Origin of the sequence: Lentzea sp. NPDC005914, from assembly GCF_040629405.1 — a bacterium.
Classification (GTDB): domain Bacteria; phylum Actinomycetota; class Actinomycetes; order Mycobacteriales; family Pseudonocardiaceae; genus Lentzea.
Window position 1 is genome coordinate 37,138 of the sequence record NZ_JBEXVQ010000041.1, and the last position, 16,961, is coordinate 54,098.

At 69.4% G+C, this 16,961-nt stretch carries 16 protein-coding genes and 1 riboswitch; of the genes, 10 read left to right on the forward strand and 6 right to left on the reverse strand.

Going from position 1 to position 16,961, the window contains the following annotated elements:
- Nucleotides 1-47: 47 nt before the first annotated feature.
- Nucleotides 48-1,199 (reverse strand): transcriptional regulator, encoded by a 1,152-nt coding sequence (locus ABZ345_RS39405; RefSeq protein WP_359860060.1) that lies wholly within the window; start codon nt 1,197-1,199, stop codon nt 48-50.
- Entirely contained in the window at nt 1,196-1,540 is a 345-nt protein-coding gene (locus ABZ345_RS39410) for a DoxX family protein (RefSeq protein WP_359860061.1), read from the reverse strand. Before ABZ345_RS39410 ends, ABZ345_RS39405 begins: the two co-directional genes overlap by 4 nt.
- A gap of 387 nt (nt 1,541-1,927) precedes the next feature.
- On the opposite strand from ABZ345_RS39410, the gene ileS reads away from it, so the two are divergent.
- From ileS to ABZ345_RS39425, 3 genes are all read left to right on the forward strand, one after another.
- Nucleotides 1,928-5,032, forward strand: a complete 3,105-nt coding sequence (ileS, locus tag ABZ345_RS39415) for an isoleucine--tRNA ligase (protein WP_359860062.1) — start codon at nt 1,928-1,930, stop codon at nt 5,030-5,032.
- Between the two features lie 120 nt (nt 5,033-5,152).
- Nucleotides 5,153-5,902, forward strand: coding sequence for a hypothetical protein (locus ABZ345_RS39420; protein ID WP_359860063.1), 750 nt, complete (start codon nt 5,153-5,155; stop codon nt 5,900-5,902).
- Between the two features lie 241 nt (nt 5,903-6,143).
- Entirely contained in the window at nt 6,144-6,773 is a 630-nt protein-coding gene (locus tag ABZ345_RS39425; RefSeq protein ID WP_359860064.1) for a class I SAM-dependent methyltransferase, read from the forward strand.
- Here the strand turns inward: ABZ345_RS39425 and ABZ345_RS39430 are convergent, their stop codons facing one another.
- Nucleotides 6,774-7,232: an SRPBCC family protein gene (locus ABZ345_RS39430; protein WP_359860065.1), complete on the reverse strand. Its 459-nt coding sequence runs from the start codon at nt 7,230-7,232 to the stop codon at nt 6,774-6,776.
- A 57-nt stretch (nt 7,233-7,289) separates the two neighbouring features.
- Between ABZ345_RS39430 and ABZ345_RS39435 the strand changes: the two genes are divergently transcribed.
- Nucleotides 7,290-7,823 carry a TetR/AcrR family transcriptional regulator gene (locus ABZ345_RS39435; protein WP_359860066.1) on the forward strand — a complete coding sequence of 178 codons (534 nt, stop codon included), beginning with the start codon at nt 7,290-7,292 and terminating at the stop codon, nt 7,821-7,823.
- Here the strand turns inward: ABZ345_RS39435 and ABZ345_RS39440 are convergent, their stop codons facing one another.
- Nucleotides 7,824-8,759: a M28 family metallopeptidase gene (locus ABZ345_RS39440; RefSeq protein ID WP_359860067.1), complete on the reverse strand. Its 936-nt coding sequence runs from the start codon at nt 8,757-8,759 to the stop codon at nt 7,824-7,826.
- Between the two features lie 139 nt (nt 8,760-8,898).
- Here ABZ345_RS39440 and ABZ345_RS39445 point away from each other — a divergent pair, with 139 nt between their 5' ends.
- The 5 genes from ABZ345_RS39445 to ABZ345_RS39465 all read left to right on the forward strand — a co-directional run bounded on the left by ABZ345_RS39445 (nt 8,899) and on the right by ABZ345_RS39465 (nt 14,415).
- The gene (locus tag ABZ345_RS39445; protein WP_359860068.1) at nt 8,899-10,377 is read left to right on the forward strand and encodes a potassium/proton antiporter; all 1,479 of its coding nucleotides are present in this window, start codon (nt 8,899-8,901) and stop codon (nt 10,375-10,377) included.
- Between the two features lie 74 nt (nt 10,378-10,451).
- Nucleotides 10,452-10,566: riboswitch (SAM riboswitch) on the forward strand.
- Nucleotides 10,567-10,603: 37 nt separating this feature from the next.
- Nucleotides 10,604-11,935, forward strand: a complete 1,332-nt coding sequence (locus tag ABZ345_RS39450; protein WP_359860069.1) for an aminotransferase class V-fold PLP-dependent enzyme — start codon at nt 10,604-10,606, stop codon at nt 11,933-11,935.
- Nucleotides 11,936-11,958: 23 nt separating this feature from the next.
- Complete coding sequence (lspA, locus tag ABZ345_RS39455; protein ID WP_359860070.1) at nt 11,959-12,810, forward strand: signal peptidase II; 852 nt, start codon at nt 11,959-11,961, stop codon at nt 12,808-12,810.
- A 41-nt stretch (nt 12,811-12,851) separates the two neighbouring features.
- Nucleotides 12,852-13,736 carry an RluA family pseudouridine synthase gene (locus ABZ345_RS39460; RefSeq protein WP_359860109.1) on the forward strand — a complete coding sequence of 295 codons (885 nt, stop codon included), beginning with the start codon at nt 12,852-12,854 and terminating at the stop codon, nt 13,734-13,736.
- 73 nt (nt 13,737-13,809) lie between these two features.
- Entirely contained in the window at nt 13,810-14,415 is a 606-nt protein-coding gene (locus ABZ345_RS39465) for an NAD(P)H-binding protein (protein ID WP_359860071.1), read from the forward strand.
- Here the strand turns inward: ABZ345_RS39465 and ABZ345_RS39470 are convergent.
- Nucleotides 14,404-15,303: a LysR family transcriptional regulator gene (locus ABZ345_RS39470; protein WP_359860072.1), complete on the reverse strand. Its 900-nt coding sequence runs from the start codon at nt 15,301-15,303 to the stop codon at nt 14,404-14,406. The genes ABZ345_RS39465 and ABZ345_RS39470 overlap by 12 nt on opposite strands.
- Before the next feature lie 14 nt (nt 15,304-15,317).
- Here ABZ345_RS39470 and ABZ345_RS39475 point away from each other — a divergent pair, with 14 nt between their 5' ends.
- Nucleotides 15,318-16,091, forward strand: a complete 774-nt coding sequence (locus tag ABZ345_RS39475; protein WP_359860073.1) for an inositol monophosphatase family protein — start codon at nt 15,318-15,320, stop codon at nt 16,089-16,091.
- Here the strand turns inward: ABZ345_RS39475 and ABZ345_RS39480 are convergent.
- A complete protein-coding gene (locus ABZ345_RS39480; RefSeq protein WP_359860074.1) occupies nt 16,088-16,921 on the reverse strand; it encodes an AsnC family protein in 834 nt (277 codons plus the stop codon). The two genes, ABZ345_RS39475 and ABZ345_RS39480, sit on opposite strands and share 4 nt — an antisense overlap.
- Between the last annotated feature and the right edge of the window lie 40 nt (nt 16,922-16,961).

Below are 16,961 nucleotides of genomic sequence, written 5' to 3' on the forward strand. Positions count from 1 at the left end.
CGAAAGTCTGGGGGAGGCGGCACTGAGCGCGCCATGAGTGGATCTACTCAGAGCACGACCGGGCGCGCGCCGTGTGCCGTGACCAGGCCCGGCAGGCGTTCGCGGCTCGTCACGATCACGCGGCACCGTGGCGTTCCCGGCAGCAGTGGCACGACCTGCGCGGTGTCGGCGGCGTTGTCGAGGACGATCAGCATGCGCCTGTCTGCCAGCAACGTGCGGTAGAGCGCTGTCTGCGCGTGCGGCTCCGGTGGGATGCCGTCAGGTGCGGTGCCCAACGCGGTGATGAACGCGCGGACGACGTCGGCGGGGTCGCTGCCGTTCAGGTCCACGAACAGCTGGCCGTCCGGGTAGTCGGCGGCGTGTGCGTGTGCCCAGTGCAGTGCGAGCCAGGTCTTGCCGGTGCCCGCCGGGCCGGTGATCGTGACGATCGGGCCGTCCTCGAGTGCCGCGAGCTCGGCCTCCCGGCCCGTGAAACCCTGTGGCGCGGGAGAAAGTTGGTGCGCGCTCCACTGTGGACGTTGGGTCAGCGAGGCGTGCAGGTCGCGCAGCGCGGGGCCGGGGTCGAGGCCCAGCTCGTCCGCGAGCCGGTGCTTCAGCCGCGAGTAGTAGGCCAGCGCGTCGGGCCGTCGGTCGGCGCCGATCAACGCGCGCATCAGCTGTCCCGCGAGCCGTTCGTCGAGTGGGCGTTCATTGGTGCGTGCGGTCAGCTCGGCGACCAACGCACGATGCTCACCCGCGGCGAGCCTCGAGTCCGTGTGGTCCAGTTCGGCGGCCGTGATCTCGCCGGCGAGCGTCTCGCGCAGACTGTCGAACCACTCGCCGTGCAGCCCCTCGAACGGCACGCCGCGCACCAGTGCCACAGCCTCGCCGTGCTCGCCTCGAGCGGTCAGCGAACGGAAGCGGTGCAGGTCGATGGACTCGGGGTCGGCCTCCAGCACGTAACCCCCGGAGCGGCGCACGATCGGCAGGCCGTCCAGCGCGGTCCGCAGCCGGGACATGTAGCTGTAGAGCGCGGACTTGGCCTGCCGCGGCGGCGCCTCACCCCACACCCGCGCGAGCAGCTTGTCGACGCTGACCACCTGGTTGACGTCCACGAGCAGCACGGCCAGCACGCTCAGCTGCCGGGCGTGTCCCACCTCGACCGGCACGCCGTCGCGCCGGACCTCCGCAGTGCCGAGGACGTTGAACTCGTAGCTCACCGGTCCAGGAACAGCAGCGTGATCAGCAACGCGAGCAGCACCAGGTCCACGACGACGCCGGTCGGCTTCGAGTCATACCTCAACCGCGTGATCGTGGCGCCGACCATCAGCAGCCCGAGCCCGACGGTGGCCGCGTGCGCCACCCACTCCCACGTGACCAGGCCGACGATCAGGCCCACCGCACCCGCCCACTCCAGCGCGCCGATGGTCCGCCACAGCGCGCCGCTCATCCGGAAGTGGTCCCGGGCCTCGATCGACTTCTTCGCGCCCAGCACCTTGCCCGCGCCGGTGGCGACGAAGAGCAGGGCCAGCACGATCGACAACGCGATGGTCAACGTCATCGGGGCAGCATATGGCTTGGCGGAGGAGGAACCGCCGCCCCTCGCCGTGCAACGTTGGTCATTCGGGTCCGCATGGAGGGTTCTGGGATGGGAACCGTGTCGGGGAGTCGGCTTTCCTCGACGAGGTGCCGTGCGTACCGCTGCAGCATTCGGTTTGCGCTCACGCGTTACGCTGTACCTACAGGCACCGATCCGGCCATCACCGGGGAGCCTCCGGAAGAACGGGTTCGGCGAACCTCAGTAGAACCGGACGGGACCGGCCCGTCACAGCCGAAGAACGAGAGGCTCGCGAGCACCAGGCGAGCAAGCGGGGTGGTACCGCGGCAGGCCGAGCCACATCGGCGTGTCGTCCTCGCGCGTCCTACGTGACCGCGAGGAGCAGTGGAGATGGCCTACCCCAGGGCCGGACAGAACGAGGTCCCGGCGCAGCCGTCCTTTCCGAACCTCGAGCAGGACGTGCTCGGGTACTGGAAGGACGACGAGACCTTCCAGGCGAGCATCGACCGCAACCCGGTGGGCGACGACGGCGCGAACGAGTTCGTCTTCTACGACGGCCCGCCGTTCGCGAACGGTCTGCCGCACTACGGGCACCTGCTGACCGGCTACGTCAAGGACGTCGTGCCGCGCTACCAGACGATGCGCGGCAAGCACGTCGAGCGCCGGTTCGGCTGGGACACGCACGGCATGCCGGCCGAGTACGAGGCCGAGAAGCAGCTGGGCATCACGCAGAAGCACGAGATCGACGAGCTCGGCATCGAGAAGTTCAACGAGGCGTGCCGCACGTCCGTGTTGCAGTACACGGACCAGTGGCGCGAGTACGTGACGCGCCAGGCTCGCTGGGTCGACTTCGACAACGACTACAAGACGCTCGACCTCGACTACATGGAAAGCGTCATGTGGGCGTTCAAGGCCTTGTGGGACAAGGGCTTGATCTACGAGGGCTTCCGGGTGCTCTGGTACTGCTGGCGTTGCCAGACGCCGCTGTCCAACACCGAGACCAAGATGGACGACGCGTACCGCGACCGGCAGGACCCGGCCGTCACGGTGGCGCTGCGCCTCGAGTCCGGTGAGAAGGCCCTGGTCTGGACGACGACGCCGTGGACGCTGCCGAGCAACCTGGCCGCCGCCGTGCACCCGGACGTCGACTACGTGACCGTGGTGGGCTCCGACGGCGACAAGTACCTGCTCGCCGAGGCGCGTGTCGCGGCGTACGCGCGTGAGCTGGGCGAGGAGCCCGAGGTCGTGGCGCGCTACAAGGGCTCGGACCTGGTCGGCAAGAAGTACCTGCCGCCGTTCGACTTCTTCGTGGGCCGCGAGAACGCGCACCAGGTGCTGACCGCGGACTACGTGACCACCGACGACGGCACGGGCATCGTCCACATCGCACCGGCGTTCGGTGAGGACGACAAGGTCGTGACGGACGCGGCGGGCATCGAGGTCGTCGTGCCGGTCGGGCCGGACGGCAAGTTCACCGCGGAGGTGGCGCCCTACCAGGGCGTGCACGTGTTCGAGGCGAACAAGCTGATCATCCGCGACCTCAAGGAAGCGGGCCTGCTGCTGCGTCACGAGACCTACGACCACCCGTACCCGCACTGCTGGCGTTGCCAGAACCCGCTGATCCAGCGCGCGCTGTCGGCGTGGTTCGTCGCGGTCACGCAGTTCAAGGACCGGATGGTCGAGCTCAACCAGCAGATCAACTGGGTGCCCGGCCACATCAAGGACGGCCAGTTCGGCAAGTGGCTCGAGAACGCGCGCGACTGGAACATCTCGCGCAACCGGTACTGGGGCTCGCCGCTGCCCGTGTGGACCTCGGACAACCCCGAGTTCCCGCGCACGGACGTGTACGGGTCGCTGGACGAGCTGGAGCGCGACTTCGGCGTGCGTCCGGACAACCTGCACAGGCCGTTCATCGACGAGCTGACGCGGCCGAACCCGGACGACCCGAGCGGTCAGTCGGTCATGCGCCGCATCCCGGACGTGCTCGACTGCTGGTTCGAGTCGGGCTCGATGTCGTTCGCGCAGGTGCACTACCCGTTCGAGAACGCGGAGTGGTTCGAGAACCACTACCCCGGCGACTTCATCGTCGAGTACAACGGGCAGACGCGCGGCTGGTTCTACACGCTGCACGTGCTCGCGACGGCGTTGTTCGACCGGCCCGCGTTCCGCGACTGCGTGGCGCACGGGATCGTGCTCGGTGACGACGGCCAGAAGATGTCCAAGTCGCTGAAGAACTACCCGGACGTCAACGAGGTCTTCGACCGCGACGGCTCGGACGCCATGCGCTGGTTCCTCATGGCGTCGCCGATCCTTCGCGGTGGCGATCTGGTGGTGACCGAGCGCGGCATCAGGGACGCGGTGCGCCAGGCGGTGCTGCCGTTGTGGAACTCGTGGTACTTCCTCGCGTTGTACGCCAACGCTTCCGGGAAGGAGGGCACGTGGCGTGTGGACTCGACGCACGTGCTCGACCGGTACGCGCTGGCGAAGACGCACGACCTGGTGCGCGATGTTCAGGCGGCGATGGACGTCTACGACATCTCCGGTGCATGCCAGCTGGTGCGCGAGTACCTGGAGGTGCTGACGAACTGGTACGTGCGGCGGTCGCGGCAGCGGTTCTGGGACGGCGAGCAGGACGCGATCGACACCCTGCACACCGTGCTGGAGGTCGTCACGCGCGTGGCGGCGCCGTTGCTGCCGTACACGACCGAGGTCGTGTGGCGGGGGCTGACCGGCGGGCGTTCGGTGCACCTGACGGACTTCCCGTCGGTGTCCGACGTGCCGGCCGATGACGCTCTCGTGGCGGCGATGGACGAGGTCCGGGACGTGTGCTCGACGGCGCTGTCGTTGCGCAAGGCGAACAAGCTGCGCGTGCGGCTTCCGTTGGCGCGCTTGACGGTGGCGTCTCCGGTGGCCGGTTCGCTGGCGGACTTCGCGGAGATCGTGCGCGACGAGGTCAACGTCAAGGACGTGGCGCTGTCCACGGACGTCGACGCGTACGGGCAGTTCCAGCTCGTCGTCAACGCGCGTGCCGCCGGGCCGCGGCTCGGGCCGAACGTGCAGAAGGTCATCAAGGCCGTGAAGGCCGGTGACTGGTCCGAAGTGGACGGTCGGATCGTCGCCGCCGGTGTCGAGCTGTTCGAAGGTGAGTACGAACAGCGTCTGGTGGCAACGGATCCTGCTGCCACGGCCGCGCTGCCGGGCGGTGCCGGCGTCGTCGTGCTCGACACGGCGCTGACGCCGGAGCTGGAGGCCGAAGGTCTCGCACGCGACCTGGTGCGCGTGGTGCAGCAGGCGCGCAAGGACGCCCAGCTCGACGTGTCCGACCGGATCACGCTGACGCTGGAGCTTCCGGCCGAGGTCCGGTCGGCGGTGGAGCCGCACCTGGAGTTCGTGCAGGCGGAGACGCTGACGTCGTCGGTGGTGTTCGGCTCGGGTGCCTCCGAGGGCACCGTGGGTGACGGCCTGAAGGTTCGGGTGGCTGTCGCCCGAGTGTGATCGCAGTCGTACGGGGCCGCTGTCTTCGGACCGCGGCCCCGTGCCGAGCGCCGGCCGGAAAAAACTGTCGGACCCCCTCGCTACGGTCGAACCAGGCCAATCAGCAAGGGGGAATTCGCAATGGTCTTCTCTGGGGGATGGCGCGTCCTGCTGGGCGCACTGGTCCTTTCGGCTTCCGCGGTGGCACCCGCCACCGCGTCGGCCGATCCGGTTTCCTGCGACACGTGGACCGAGTCCCAGTTACCGGTGCCCGACGGGGTGGGGTCGAGCGGCGTGGTCGCCTCGGCCGGGGCGTACGCCGTCGGCAACGGCTCCTACCGCTGGGTGTCCGGCGCGGCGGTCCTGATCTGGAAGGACCGGCAGCTGGTCGACCAGCTGTCGTTCTTCAGACGCGGTGCCTACGCCACCGACGTGAACTCGTCCGGTGTGGTGGCCCTGACCGGCTCCACCACCTTCCCGGCGGCATCGCGCTGGCAGGCGGGCGAGTACACGACCCTGCGCGGGTGGCAGGGCGAGTACGACGTGAAGACGATCGACGTGAACGAGCGCGGTGACGTGCTCGGGGAGTCCGGCGGCAAGCCGGTCGTGTGGCCGGCGGGATCCGGCGACGCCCAGCTCGTGCCGGGCACCGACGCGTCCTGGTCGGCGATCGCTCTCGCTGACGACGGCACGGTTCTGGCCGCGTCGAGCACGGGCGCCTACTGGCTCGGCGAGTCGGGGGCCGTGCAGCTCAGCGGAGGCGCGGACGTGAGGGTGACGGCCGCGCGGGGCTCGTACGCGGTGGGCCGGTCCGGTCAGGAGATCGTGCGGTGGGATCGGCAGGGGCAGGCTCTCGGCGGTTTCGCCGCAGCGGTGGACGTGCTGGGGTGAACTCGCTCGGGCAGGTCTTGGGCACTGTGGACAACGGGACGACGGTGGGGTCACCGCGTTCTGGCCGGATGCCGAGCGGCAGCCGGTGGGGGTGAACAGCGGCGCGAGCATCGGTGTCCTCACTGATGAAAGCGATCTGTACGGGACGCGGGTGCTCGACCCGTGGAACGCCTATCCGGTCGTGCTCGACTGTGACGGCGGGCGGCTCGCTTCACATCGTTGAGGCACTACGGTTCGGGTCGTGACCGATCAGTTGTCCTTGCACGACACCAAGGTTGCTTACGACGGCGTCGCGACCCTCTACGCCGAACTGTTCAGCGACGTCCTCGAGAGGCTGCCGCTGGAACGTGCCCTGCTTCAGGCGTTCGCCGAGCTCGTGCGGGATGCCGGGCCTGTCGCCGATCTCGGCTGCGGGCCCGGCCACCTGACCGCGCACCTGCACGACCTCGGGCTGGACGTGTTCGGCGTCGACCTGTCGTCCGAGATGATCGCCCTTGCGCGCCAAGCACGTCCGGACCTCCGCTTCACCGAGGGAACGATGACCGAGCTGGAGGTCGAGGACGAGACCCTCGGCGGCATCCTCGCGTTCTACTCGGTGATCCACACGCCGCCGCCGCACGTGCCCGCGGTGTTCGCGGAGTTCGCGCGGGTGCTGAAACCGGGCGGGCATCTGATGCTCGGGTTCTTCGCCGGTGACGATCCGCGGCCGCGGGAGTTCGACCACAAGGTGACGCTCGCTTACCGGTGGTCGGCAGACGGCCTTGCGGAGTTGTTGTGTCAGGCCGGGTTCGAGGAGCGGGCGCGGTTGTTGCGTGAGCCGAACGAAGGTGAGCGGTTCCAGCAGGCCCAGTTGCTGGTGCGCAAGGTGTGATCAGGTGCGGGACGGCTGAGGGCTGATCGCGCTGAACGTCCGCCGCAGCAAGCGGACCCACGGGGACCAGCGGGCTGGTGTGGGTGAGCCGCCTGCCGCGCGTTCGCAGTTGTCGAGGAAGTCTTCCAGCAGGGCGTCGTGCAGCCATCGCGTCACGAGTGCCCAGCGGAGCCGGCCCGCCAGGTCGAACGAGGCGGCGAGCTCGTGGCGCAGGACATTGCCGTCCGCGGACAACGTGTGAGTTCCTGAGACGTTGGTGAACTCGAAGGTGATCGACGAACCCGGTGTGAAAGCCACGCACCGGTAGCGGATCGGGCCGTGCCCGCCGTCCGCTCCGGCTCCCAGCGGCCGGTCGAACTTCATCGCCGGCCATCCCTGCACCGGCCACAGCTCCTGGATGCGATCGACGAACGGTCCTGCTGGGACCGGTAACTCCCGCTCGTGCACGTTGCGGACCATGACACGCTCCTTCCATACGGCACCGTATGTTGGCGAAGCATACGCTAGCGTACGGAAATGCGCCGCACCCGTGAAGACTGGACTGAGATAGCGCTGAGAGCGTTGGCGGAGGGAGGGCTGCAGGCCGTCGCCGTCGAGCCGCTCGCGGCCAGGGCCGGGGCGACGAAGGGGAGCGTCTACCACCACTTCCCGAACCGCGACGCGCTGCTGAAGGCGACGGTCGAGCGGTGGGAACGGGAGCACACCGAGCGGGTCATCGAGCTGGTGGAGTCGGAGAAGACCCCGCAGGACAAGCTCAGGACGTTGTTCGCGACGGTGCTGGGCCGGCAGCGCAACGGCTCGGTGGAGATGGCGTTGCAGGCCAACGCCGAGAACGAGGTGATCGCGCCGGTCCTCAAGCGCGTCACCGAGCGGCGGCTGGGGTACCTGACGAAGCTGTTCGAGCAGCTCGGGTTCGACCACGAGCACGCGAAGAAGCGCGCGTTGATCGCGTTCAGCCTCTACCTGGGTCAGGCGCAGATGTACGTGACCCTGCCCGGCCTCGTCGAACCGGTGCTCGACGAGGCCGTGCAGGTGCTCACCAGGCGATGATCAGGCAGCCAGCCCCCACACCGTGGAGGCGATCACGTCCGCGTGCTTGTCGAGCACCGTGGCGTTGATGTTCGCCGTGGTGTCGCAGGACTGGTGGTAGCAGCGGTCGAACTGGCCGGCCGTGCCACCCCATTTCGCCGCCTGTGCCGCGGACTTGGGCTCGTCGCCGCCGGCGTAGGTGCCGCTGGTCGGGATCCCGGCGGCCGCGAACGCCGCGTGGTCGGACCGGCCGTCGACGTTCGTCAGGTCGCTCTTGATGCCGAACGACGTGAAGGCCGCCTCCAGTCGCTGCTGGAGTGCCACCGAGCCGGGCGGAATCCCCTGTTCCCGGCCGTTGTAGACGAAGTAACCGGGGTTGGGTGAGCCGGTCATGTCGAAGTTCAGGTATGACTTGATCTTCGTCTTGTCGGCGGCGGGCAGGGACCTGACGTAGGCCTTCGAGCCGATCAGGCCGAGCTCCTCCGCGCCCCACCAGCCGAACCGCACGTGCTTGGTGGGCTTGAAGCCGGTGGCCTTCATCTGGAGGGCGACCTCCAGGATCGAAGCGGAGCCGCTGCCGTTGTCGTTGATGCCGGGGCCCCTGGTGACGCTGTCCAGGTGGGCTCCGAGCATGACGACGTTGTTCGCGTCGCCGCCGGGGTAGTCGGCGATCACGTTGTAGCCGGTGGCGCCGCCGTAGGTGAACGACTGCACGCGCGTGGTGAAGCCCGCCGCGTCCAGCTTGCCCTTCACCCAGTCGATCGAGGCTTTGAAGCCAGGACGACCGTGGGCGCGGTTGCCGCCGTTCGAGTTCGCGATCGACTGGAACTGGGCGAGGTGCGCCTGGACGTTCGCGACGTTGATGTTCGGTGCCGCCGCGACGGCCGGAGCCGCCGCTTGCGCTGCTGTGGTTCCGGTCACCATCAAGGCGGCCGCCAGCGCGATCAGGATCCTCATGGTTCAACTCCGTGCAGGGTGGGGATTGAGCCACTGATCAACATGCTCCAGCGCGCATGCGCTCAGTAGGTGCGAACGGCTGGTGTTGTTAACGCGTCTGATTCGTCCAATTCGGTGGTGATCAACCAGAATGGTCCAGGTGGGTGACATCACGGTCGTGCTGGGCATCGGCGCAGCCGTTCTGCTGATCTCCGTGATCGCGGTGCGGGTGTCGACTCGGCTCGGCCTGCCCTCGTTGCTGCTGTACCTGGGCATCGGCGTGGTCCTGGGCGAGTCGGTGTTCGGCATCAAGTTCGACGACGCGGACCTGACGCAGTCGCTCGGCATCGCGGCACTCGTGCTGATCCTGACCGAGGGCGGGCTCACGACCCGTTGGCAAGCCGTGAAAACCTCGCTGTGGTTGGGCGTGGCACTGTCCACAGTGGCCGTTGTGGTGAGTGTCGCGGTCACCGGCACGGCGTTGCACTTCCTGCTCGGCCTCGACTGGCGGATGGCGCTGCTCTGGGGCGCGGTGCTGTCGTCCACGGACGCGGCCGCCGTGTTCAGCGTTCTGCGGTCATTAGGCGTGGGGGCGCGCCTCACGGGCGCGCTCGAGCTCGAATCCGGGCTCAACGACGCGCCGGTCTACATCGCCGTCGTGCTGCTGGCCTCCTCGGACAAGATCTCGTGGACCGCACCGCTGCTCGTGCTCTACGAACTGGGCGCGGGCGCGCTCATCGGCGCATTGCTCGGCGTGTTCGGTGCGGCGGCGTTGAGACGCGCGGCGTTGCCGTCCACCGGTCTCTACCCGCTCGCCACCGTGGCGGTGTGCGTGATCGCCTACACCGCGGGCGATCTGGCGCACGCGTCCGGGTTCCTCGCCACCTACGTCGCCGCGCTCGCACTGGGCAACGCCCGCCTGCCGCACCGCGCCGACACGCTCTCGTTCGCCGAGGGGCTGGGGTGGCTCGCCCAGATCGGGCTGTTCGTCCTGCTCGGCCTCTACGCCTCGCCGGGGCGGTTGCTGGACGCGCTGGTGCCCGCGCTGATCGCGGGCGTGGTGCTGACGTTCGTTGCCCGGCCGCTGTCCGTCGTGCTCGCCTCGCTGCCGTTCAAGGTGCCGTGGCGGGAACAGGCGTTCCTGTCCTGGTCGGGGCTGCGCGGCGCGGTGCCGATCGTGTTCGCGCTGATCCCGTTGATCCAGGGCGTCGAGGGTGCGCGCGAGCTGGTCGACGCGGTGTTCGTGCTGGTCATCGTGCTGACGGTGGTGCAGGGCACGACGCTGCCGTTCCTCGCACGACGACTCGGGCTGGTGCGTGCGGGGGAGGCGCAGGAGGTGCAGGTCGACTCGTCGCCGCTGGACGAGCTGGGCGCCGAGCTGCTGCAGGTGCACATCCAGCGCGGGTCGAAGCTGCACGGCGTCTACATGACCGAGCTGCGGCTGCCGAGCGGCGCCACGGTGAGCCTCGTGGTGCGGTCGGGAAAGAGTTTCACGCCACAGCCGACGACCCGGCTGCAGACCGACGACCAGTTGCTCATCGTCACCACCGAAGAGGCGCGCGATGCCGCTGAGCGGCGCGTACGTGCGGTCGACAGGGCGGGTCGCTACGCACGGTGGAAGGGCGAGACCGGAGACTAGCTCGGTTTCCGAGGCTTCTCAGCATGTGATCGGTGGTCGACTCACCGCTGGGGGCTCCGCTAACGTCATCGGCAGGTCATGAGAGCCAGCGTCAAGCCCAAGCTTGCTGGCCGGCAACCCTCCAACCGCGGTGGGGTGCCCTTGGTGAGGACCTGGTCCGGCGCGTGGGGCGCCGGTCAAGCGCGGGCCTTCGCACAACGGGGCCCCTGGCCTCGGAGGCAGCTCGATGACGCTCGCGATCACCCCTGGCACGGTCACCACGGTTCCTGCTGTCGTCGGCTCTGACCTGCGAGTTCCGCTCGTCACCGGAGAGCGCGTGACGTATGCGAACCTCGACCACGCGGCTTCGGCGCCGTGTCTGCAGGAGGTGCGCGACGCCGTCGACGAGCTGCTGCCCTGGTACGCCAGCGTGCACCGCGGCGCCGGGTTCGCCTCCCAGGTCTCGACCCGCGTCTACGAGCAGGCGCGTGACCGCATCCGCAAGTTCGTGGGCGCGCGTTCCTCCGACGCTGTCGTCTTCACCCGCAACACCACCGATTCGCTTAACCTGTTGGCGCGCAGCGTTCCCAAGAACACCGCCGTCGTTCTGTTCGACAGCGAGCACCACGCGGCTCTGCTGCCGTGGCGCGGGCCCAACGTTCAGCGCATTCCCGCCCCGTCTTCGTCCGGTGCCGCAGTGGTCGCACTGGACCGGGCGTTGGCCGCCGCCCCGGTCGGCCCACGGCTCGTGATCGTCACCGGGGCGTCCAACGTCACGGGGGAGCTGTGGCCGGTCGAGGAGCTCGCGAAGGTCGCCCGCCGGCACGGCGCGCGCATCGCCCTCGACGCCGCGCAGCTCGCCCCGCACCGCCCGATCGACGCCCGTGAGCTGGGCGTCGACTACATCGCGTTCTCCGGCCACAAGATCTACGCGCCGTTCGGTGCCGGTGTGCTCGTGGGCCGCGCGGACTGGCTGCAGCAGGCCCAGCCGTACCTGGTGGGCGGCGGTGCGACGGCCAAGGTGACCGACCACGGCGACCGGCTGGGCGTGGCCTGGTCCGCGGTGCCCGAGCGGCACGAGGCCGGCAGCCCGAACGTCGTCGGCGTGCACGCACTGGCGGCGGCCTGCGAGATCCTGTCGCGGCACTGGGAGCAGACGGTCGCGCACGAGCAGGAGCTGCTCACGCGCCTGTACGACGGTCTGCGCACGATCCCCGGCTTCCGCGAGCTGTCGATCCTGACCGACGCCGACAAGGTGGGCGTCGTGAGCTTCACGATCTCCGGCTTCGACGCGGGCTTCCTCGCGGCGGCGCTGTCCGCCGAGTACGGCATCGGCGTCCGTGACGGGGCGTTCTGCGCGCACGTGATCGTCGGACGGCTCGTCAAGCAGGCCGGATCGCACGAGGACCGCGCGGTCCGCGCGTCGATCGGCCTGGGTACGACGGCCGAGCACGTGGACCGTTTGGTGGCGGCGCTGCGCACTCTCGTCACCGAGGGTCCGAAGTGGACCTACACGCAGCGCGACGGCCGCTGGGTGCCAGAGGACGACTGCCGAACCCTGCCGCCGTTCCTCGCGTAGTCCCGGTAGTGGACAATGACCTGGTGAGTGACGAGTCCAAGGCCGCCGAGAAGGCCGCTGAGAAGCCTGCGGAAGAGCAGGTCAGCGAGCCGAAGCCGGTCGAGGGACGGAAGTCGAACGAGTTCGTCGGGCTCGACCTGGCCGATGACGATGACGACGACACCGGTTCTGAGGCCGGCACCGACACCGCCACCGAGGCTGTCGCCGTGGTCGTGGTCGAGGAGAAGCCGGCCCCAAAAACGGACACGGCGACGGACGCGGCGACGGACGCGGCGACCGACGACGAGAAGCCCGCCGAGCGCGTCGTGTCCGAGGACGACGTCATCGAGCCGGAATTCTCGATCACCGGGTCGCTGCCGGAGCCGCGGACCAAGATCCTCGCCGTCCTGGCCGCCGGGGTGCTGGCCCTGGACGTCCTCACCAAAGTCCTGTCCGTGGCGTTCCTCGAGGGTGCCGACCCGATCAAGCTGTTCGGGGGCGTGCTCTACCTGACGTTCGTCCGCAACCCCGGTGCCGCGTTCGGCATGGCCGAGGGGATGACGTGGATCCTCGCGCTCATCGCGCTGGGCGTCGCCGGGTTCATCCTCTGGATCTCGCGCAACCTGCGCTCCCAGCCCTGGGCTATCGGCCTGGGGCTCGTTCTGGGCGGTGCCGTCGGCAATCTCGCCGACCGCCTGTTCCGGGAGCCGGGGCCGATGCGCGGCCACGTGGTGGACTTCCTGTCGCTTTTCGACCCGTTCGGCCGTGTGTGGCCGGTGTTCAACGTCGCCGACATGGCGATCGTCTGCGGTGGCGCGACGATCGTGGTGCTGGCGCTCATGCAGCACGACTACGACGGGACGGTCCACAAAGAAGAGAAGAAGGTCGACGCGTGAGCGGATATCGAACGCTGCCGATTCCCGATGGGCTCGAGGGCATGCGTGTCGACGCGGGCCTCGCGAAGCTGCTCGGGTTGTCGCGGACTGTTGTGGCGTCGATCGCCGACGCCGACGACGTGCTGATCGACGGGCGGGTCGTCGGCAAGTCGGACCGGCTGGTGGCCGGCGCGATGCTGGAGATCACGCTGCCCGCCCCGCCGCAGCCGATCACCGTCCAGGCGATCCCCGTCGAGGGCCTGGTCATCCTGCACGAGGACGACGACATCATCGTCGTCGACAAGCCTGTCGGCGTCGCCGTGCACCCGTCGCCGGGCTGGACCGGCCCGACCGTGGTCGGCGGGCTCGCCGCCTCTGGTCACCGGGTCGCGACGTCTGGTGCCGCGGAACGGCAGGGCGTCGTGCATCGGCTCGATGTCGGCACCACGGGTGTGATGGTGGTGGCGAAGTCCGAGTCCGCGTACTCGGCTCTGAAGCACGCCTTCAAGGAGCGCACGGTCGACAAGGTCTACCACGCGATCGTCCAGGGGCATCCGGACCCGATCAAGGGCACCATCGACGCTCCGATCGACCGGCATCCCAAGCACGACTACAAGTTCGCGGTGATGAACTCCGGCAAGCCGTCCATCACGCACTACGAGGTGATGGAAGCGTTCCGGGCGGCGTCGCTGGTCGAGGTGCACCTCGAGACCGGACGCACGCACCAGATCCGTGTGCACTTCTCGGCGCTGCACCACCCGTGTGTGGGCGACCTGACGTACGGGGCCGACCCGACGTTGTCCAAGCGGCTCGGGGTCTCGCGGCAGTGGCTGCACGCGCGCCAGCTCGGGTTCCACCACCCGGCGGACGGGCAGTGGGTCACGTTCACCTCGGAGTACCCCGAGGACCTGTCCGCAGCGCTGGAGAAGCTGCGCGAAGAGGGCTGATTGCGTCTGGGTAAATCATCGGTTGACGAGCTTTCATTTGATGTTAATCGATGGCCTGCCTAGCGTTATCGGCATGAACCTCATCGTTCTCGCGGCCTCCGGCAGGACCGGCCTCGCACTCGCCACGCAGGCGTTGCGGCGGGGCCACACCGTCACCGCGATCGCCCGCGACCCGGAGCGCATCGCCCTCGACCACCCGAACCTGCGCAAGGTGGCGGGCGACGTGACCGACCCGGCGAGCATCGCCGCGGTTGTCGACGCGGACTCCGTCGTCCTCTCCGGTCTCGGCACGGACGTGGCCGGAGTGCTGTCCGACGGCGCCAAGGCCGTGGTCGCCGCGGCGCCGAAGCGGATCATCTGGCTCGGCGCGTACGGCACCGGTGCGTCGGCGGAGGTGGCGGGCGAGGGTGCCGCCGTGCTCGGGAAGTTCCTGGGCGACCGGCTCCCGGACAAGATCGCGGCCGACAACGCCGTCCTCGCCGCCGGGGGCACCGTCTTCCACGCCGGGGTGCTCAGCGACGAACCGGAGAGCCCCGACCGGCGCACGGCCGGCCTGGACGCCGGGCCGCCGTTCGATCTCGGTGCGCAGGTCAGCCGGGAGACCGTCGCCGCGGCCATGCTGGACGAGGCCGAGAACCCGCGCTTTCCCGGCGCCGTCGCACTGCCGCTAGCGCACTAGCAACTCGGTGAACGTCGCCCGCACCTGGTCACGCAGCCAGGCGTGGGCGAGGTCGGAGTCGTAGCGCTGGTGCCAGTTGCAGCTGATCGCGGCCTCCGGTGACTCGACCGGCAGCGGCCGGGTGATCAGCCCGAACGCCTCGATCAACGGACGGCAGAGGATCGTCGTGGTGGTGACCAGCGCGTCGCTCGCCGCCGCGATCTGCAGGGCGGTGTGGACAGTCGCGACAGCCGCGATCACCTTGCGGTGCAAGCCTTCCGCCGCGAGCACGTCGTCGATCGGTGCCGTGAGGCGGCCGCGCCGGGACACCAGCACGTGCGGTTGTGCCGCGTAAGCCGGCAGGTCGAGGTGATCGGCGCACGGATGGTTCGCGCGCATGACCACGGCGAGCGGGTCGGTGCCGAGCGTCTCGGAGCGGAACTCCGGCAGGTCCGGACGGCCGCCGCCGAGCTCCAGGTCGATCCGGCCGTGCCGCAGGTCGTCGGTGTCGGCGGAGTGCTCGGCGAGCACCCGCAGCCGCACGCCGGGCGCCCGCTCCGCGATCCTGCCGACCAGCGCGGGCACCAGCGACGAGGCCAGCGCGTCGTGGCATTGGACGGTGAAGACGCGGTCCAGTTCGGAGAGGTCCAGCTCACGGCTCGGCGCGAGCACGGCGTTGGCCTCCCGCACCAGCCGGTGCACCTCCTCCCTGATCTCCAGCGCGTACGGCGTCGGCGTCATGGAGTGGCCCGTCCGCACCAGGATGTCGTCGCCGGTCACCTTCCTGATCCGTCCCAGCGTCCGGCTGACCGCGGGGGACGACAGGTGCAGCCGTTGCGCCGCCCCCATCACGCTGCCCTCCTCGAGCAGGGCGTCCAGCACTGTCAGCAGGTTCAGATCCGCTTGCATGAATGGAGAACATCATGGAGTTGCTCACCGCTACCACCGCTGCCGTTCGCCGCGCCGGAGAGCGCATGCTCCGGAGGTACTCGACGGAGTCCCGCGCGGCGGGCCTGGCCGAGATCGTCGCGGCCGTCCACGCCAACGACGCGGCCGTCGCCGATCTGCTGCGGCCGGAGCTGGCCGAGATCCGTCCGGGCGCGCGCTGGCTCGACGACGAACACGGTTCCGGTCCGCTGGAAGCCGGCGAGTGGTGGCTCGTCGACCCGGTCGGCGGCAACATGAACGCCGTCCACGGCATGACCGACTGGAACATCGGCGTCAGCCTCGTCCGCGACGGCCGCCCGGTGCTCGCGGTCGTCTACTTCCCGCTGTTCGACGAGATGTTCACCGCGACCGAGGGCGGTGGCGCGTTCCTGAACGGCGTGCGGCTGCAGGCTTCCGGCAAGACCTCGCTGGACGGCGCGCTCGCGGGCACCGGTCAGGCCCAGCCGGGTCAGGGGCCGGAGATGGCGGACCGGGTGGGCGCCTCCTACAGCGCGATGGCGAAGGAGGCCCTCTACGTCAGGATCTCCGTGCCGGTGACCCATCAGCTCGCCCAGGTCGCCGCGGGCCGGATGGACGTGCACTGGCAGTACGACAACGTGCGCGCACACGCGTCCGGTGTGTTGCTCGTTCAGGAAGCGGGCGGTGTCGTCACCGATCTCGACGGCAAGCCGTGGGAGCTGACGACCCGTGAGTACCTCGCCGCCGCACCTGGTGTGCACGCCGCGGCGATGAAGGTCCTAGGCCACTAGTCCTCGACGGTCCACACGAGCGTGTTCATGTCCACCTCGGGGCGGACGCTCCAGCGGACCTGGATCACGTCGGTGGTGTCCGGCAGGACGAAGACGGTGTGGCCACCGGCGGTCTCGCCCGGCTGCACGCCCAGCTTGTGCGCCGGGCGCGAGGAGAGCGAGACCGGGGCCTTGGTCACGGTCTCGCCCGTCTTGGTGACGAGGACCAGGTACATGTCCGGCAACGAGGTGTAGGGCACCTGCGAGGTGTTGGTGATCTCGGTGTGGACGACCACGGCCCGTTCGCCCTCGGCCAGCTTGTAGCCCGCCGCGGTGAAGAGGAAGTCGGCCGGGTCGACGAACTCGACCAGCTGGATGGACAGGCGCGCGCCTTCGAGGCTGTCGGCGTCCAGGGCAGAGCCGATCTTGCCGGTGCGCGAGAACGGCTTGGGCTGCGGCTGGTCCGCGCGGACCCAGCCCGCCGACTGCGGCGGGCCCCAGGTGGCCTGCGGGGCGGCCTGGGGCTGGGCCGGGAACGGCTGGCTGATCGGCGGCTGCTGGCCGTACGGGACCTGGTGGGGGCCGCTCTGGTGCACGGAGTAGGGGCCGCTCGGGGGACCGCCCATGTAGTTGCCGTAGGCGGCGGCGTTGGCCAGGGCCCGGCGGACGCCGTTGGGGTCGCATTCGACGCCGACCAGCAGGGGAAGGCCGCTGCCCGACAGCGTGATCAGGCGCATGGCGGCCTCGCGGGGATCCATGCCCAGGCGCTGGGCGATCTCGTGCACGGCGGCGCGGCCCGACTCGGCTAGGACGGCGAGCAGGCGTGCGTCTACGGGATCAGGGACCACCACGAATTGAACGCTACCTGGCGTTCGGAGGGGGCGCGTCACT

What these genes read in the sequence shown, in the direction of transcription:
- ABZ345_RS39410 (WP_359860061.1), bottom strand. Translation starts at nt 1,540, where the DNA reads ATGACGTTGACCATCGCGTTGTCGATCGTGCTGGCCCTGCTCTTCGTC.
- ileS (WP_359860062.1), top strand. Translation starts at nt 1,928, where the DNA reads ATGGCCTACCCCAGGGCCGGACAGAACGAGGTCCCGGCGCAGCCGTCC.
- ABZ345_RS39420 (WP_359860063.1), top strand. Translation starts at nt 5,153, where the DNA reads ATGGTCTTCTCTGGGGGATGGCGCGTCCTGCTGGGCGCACTGGTCCTT.
- ABZ345_RS39430 (WP_359860065.1), bottom strand. Translation starts at nt 7,232, where the DNA reads ATGGTCCGCAACGTGCACGAGCGGGAGTTACCGGTCCCAGCAGGACCG.
- ABZ345_RS39435 (WP_359860066.1), top strand. Translation starts at nt 7,290, where the DNA reads ATGCGCCGCACCCGTGAAGACTGGACTGAGATAGCGCTGAGAGCGTTG.
- ABZ345_RS39440 (WP_359860067.1), bottom strand. Translation starts at nt 8,759, where the DNA reads ATGAGGATCCTGATCGCGCTGGCGGCCGCCTTGATGGTGACCGGAACC.
- ABZ345_RS39450 (WP_359860069.1), top strand. Translation starts at nt 10,604, where the DNA reads ATGACGCTCGCGATCACCCCTGGCACGGTCACCACGGTTCCTGCTGTC.
- ABZ345_RS39460 (WP_359860109.1), top strand. Translation starts at nt 12,852, where the DNA reads ATGCGTGTCGACGCGGGCCTCGCGAAGCTGCTCGGGTTGTCGCGGACT.
- ABZ345_RS39465 (WP_359860071.1), top strand. Translation starts at nt 13,810, where the DNA reads ATGAACCTCATCGTTCTCGCGGCCTCCGGCAGGACCGGCCTCGCACTC.
- ABZ345_RS39470 (WP_359860072.1), bottom strand. Translation starts at nt 15,303, where the DNA reads ATGCAAGCGGATCTGAACCTGCTGACAGTGCTGGACGCCCTGCTCGAG.
- ABZ345_RS39475 (WP_359860073.1), top strand. Translation starts at nt 15,318, where the DNA reads ATGGAGTTGCTCACCGCTACCACCGCTGCCGTTCGCCGCGCCGGAGAG.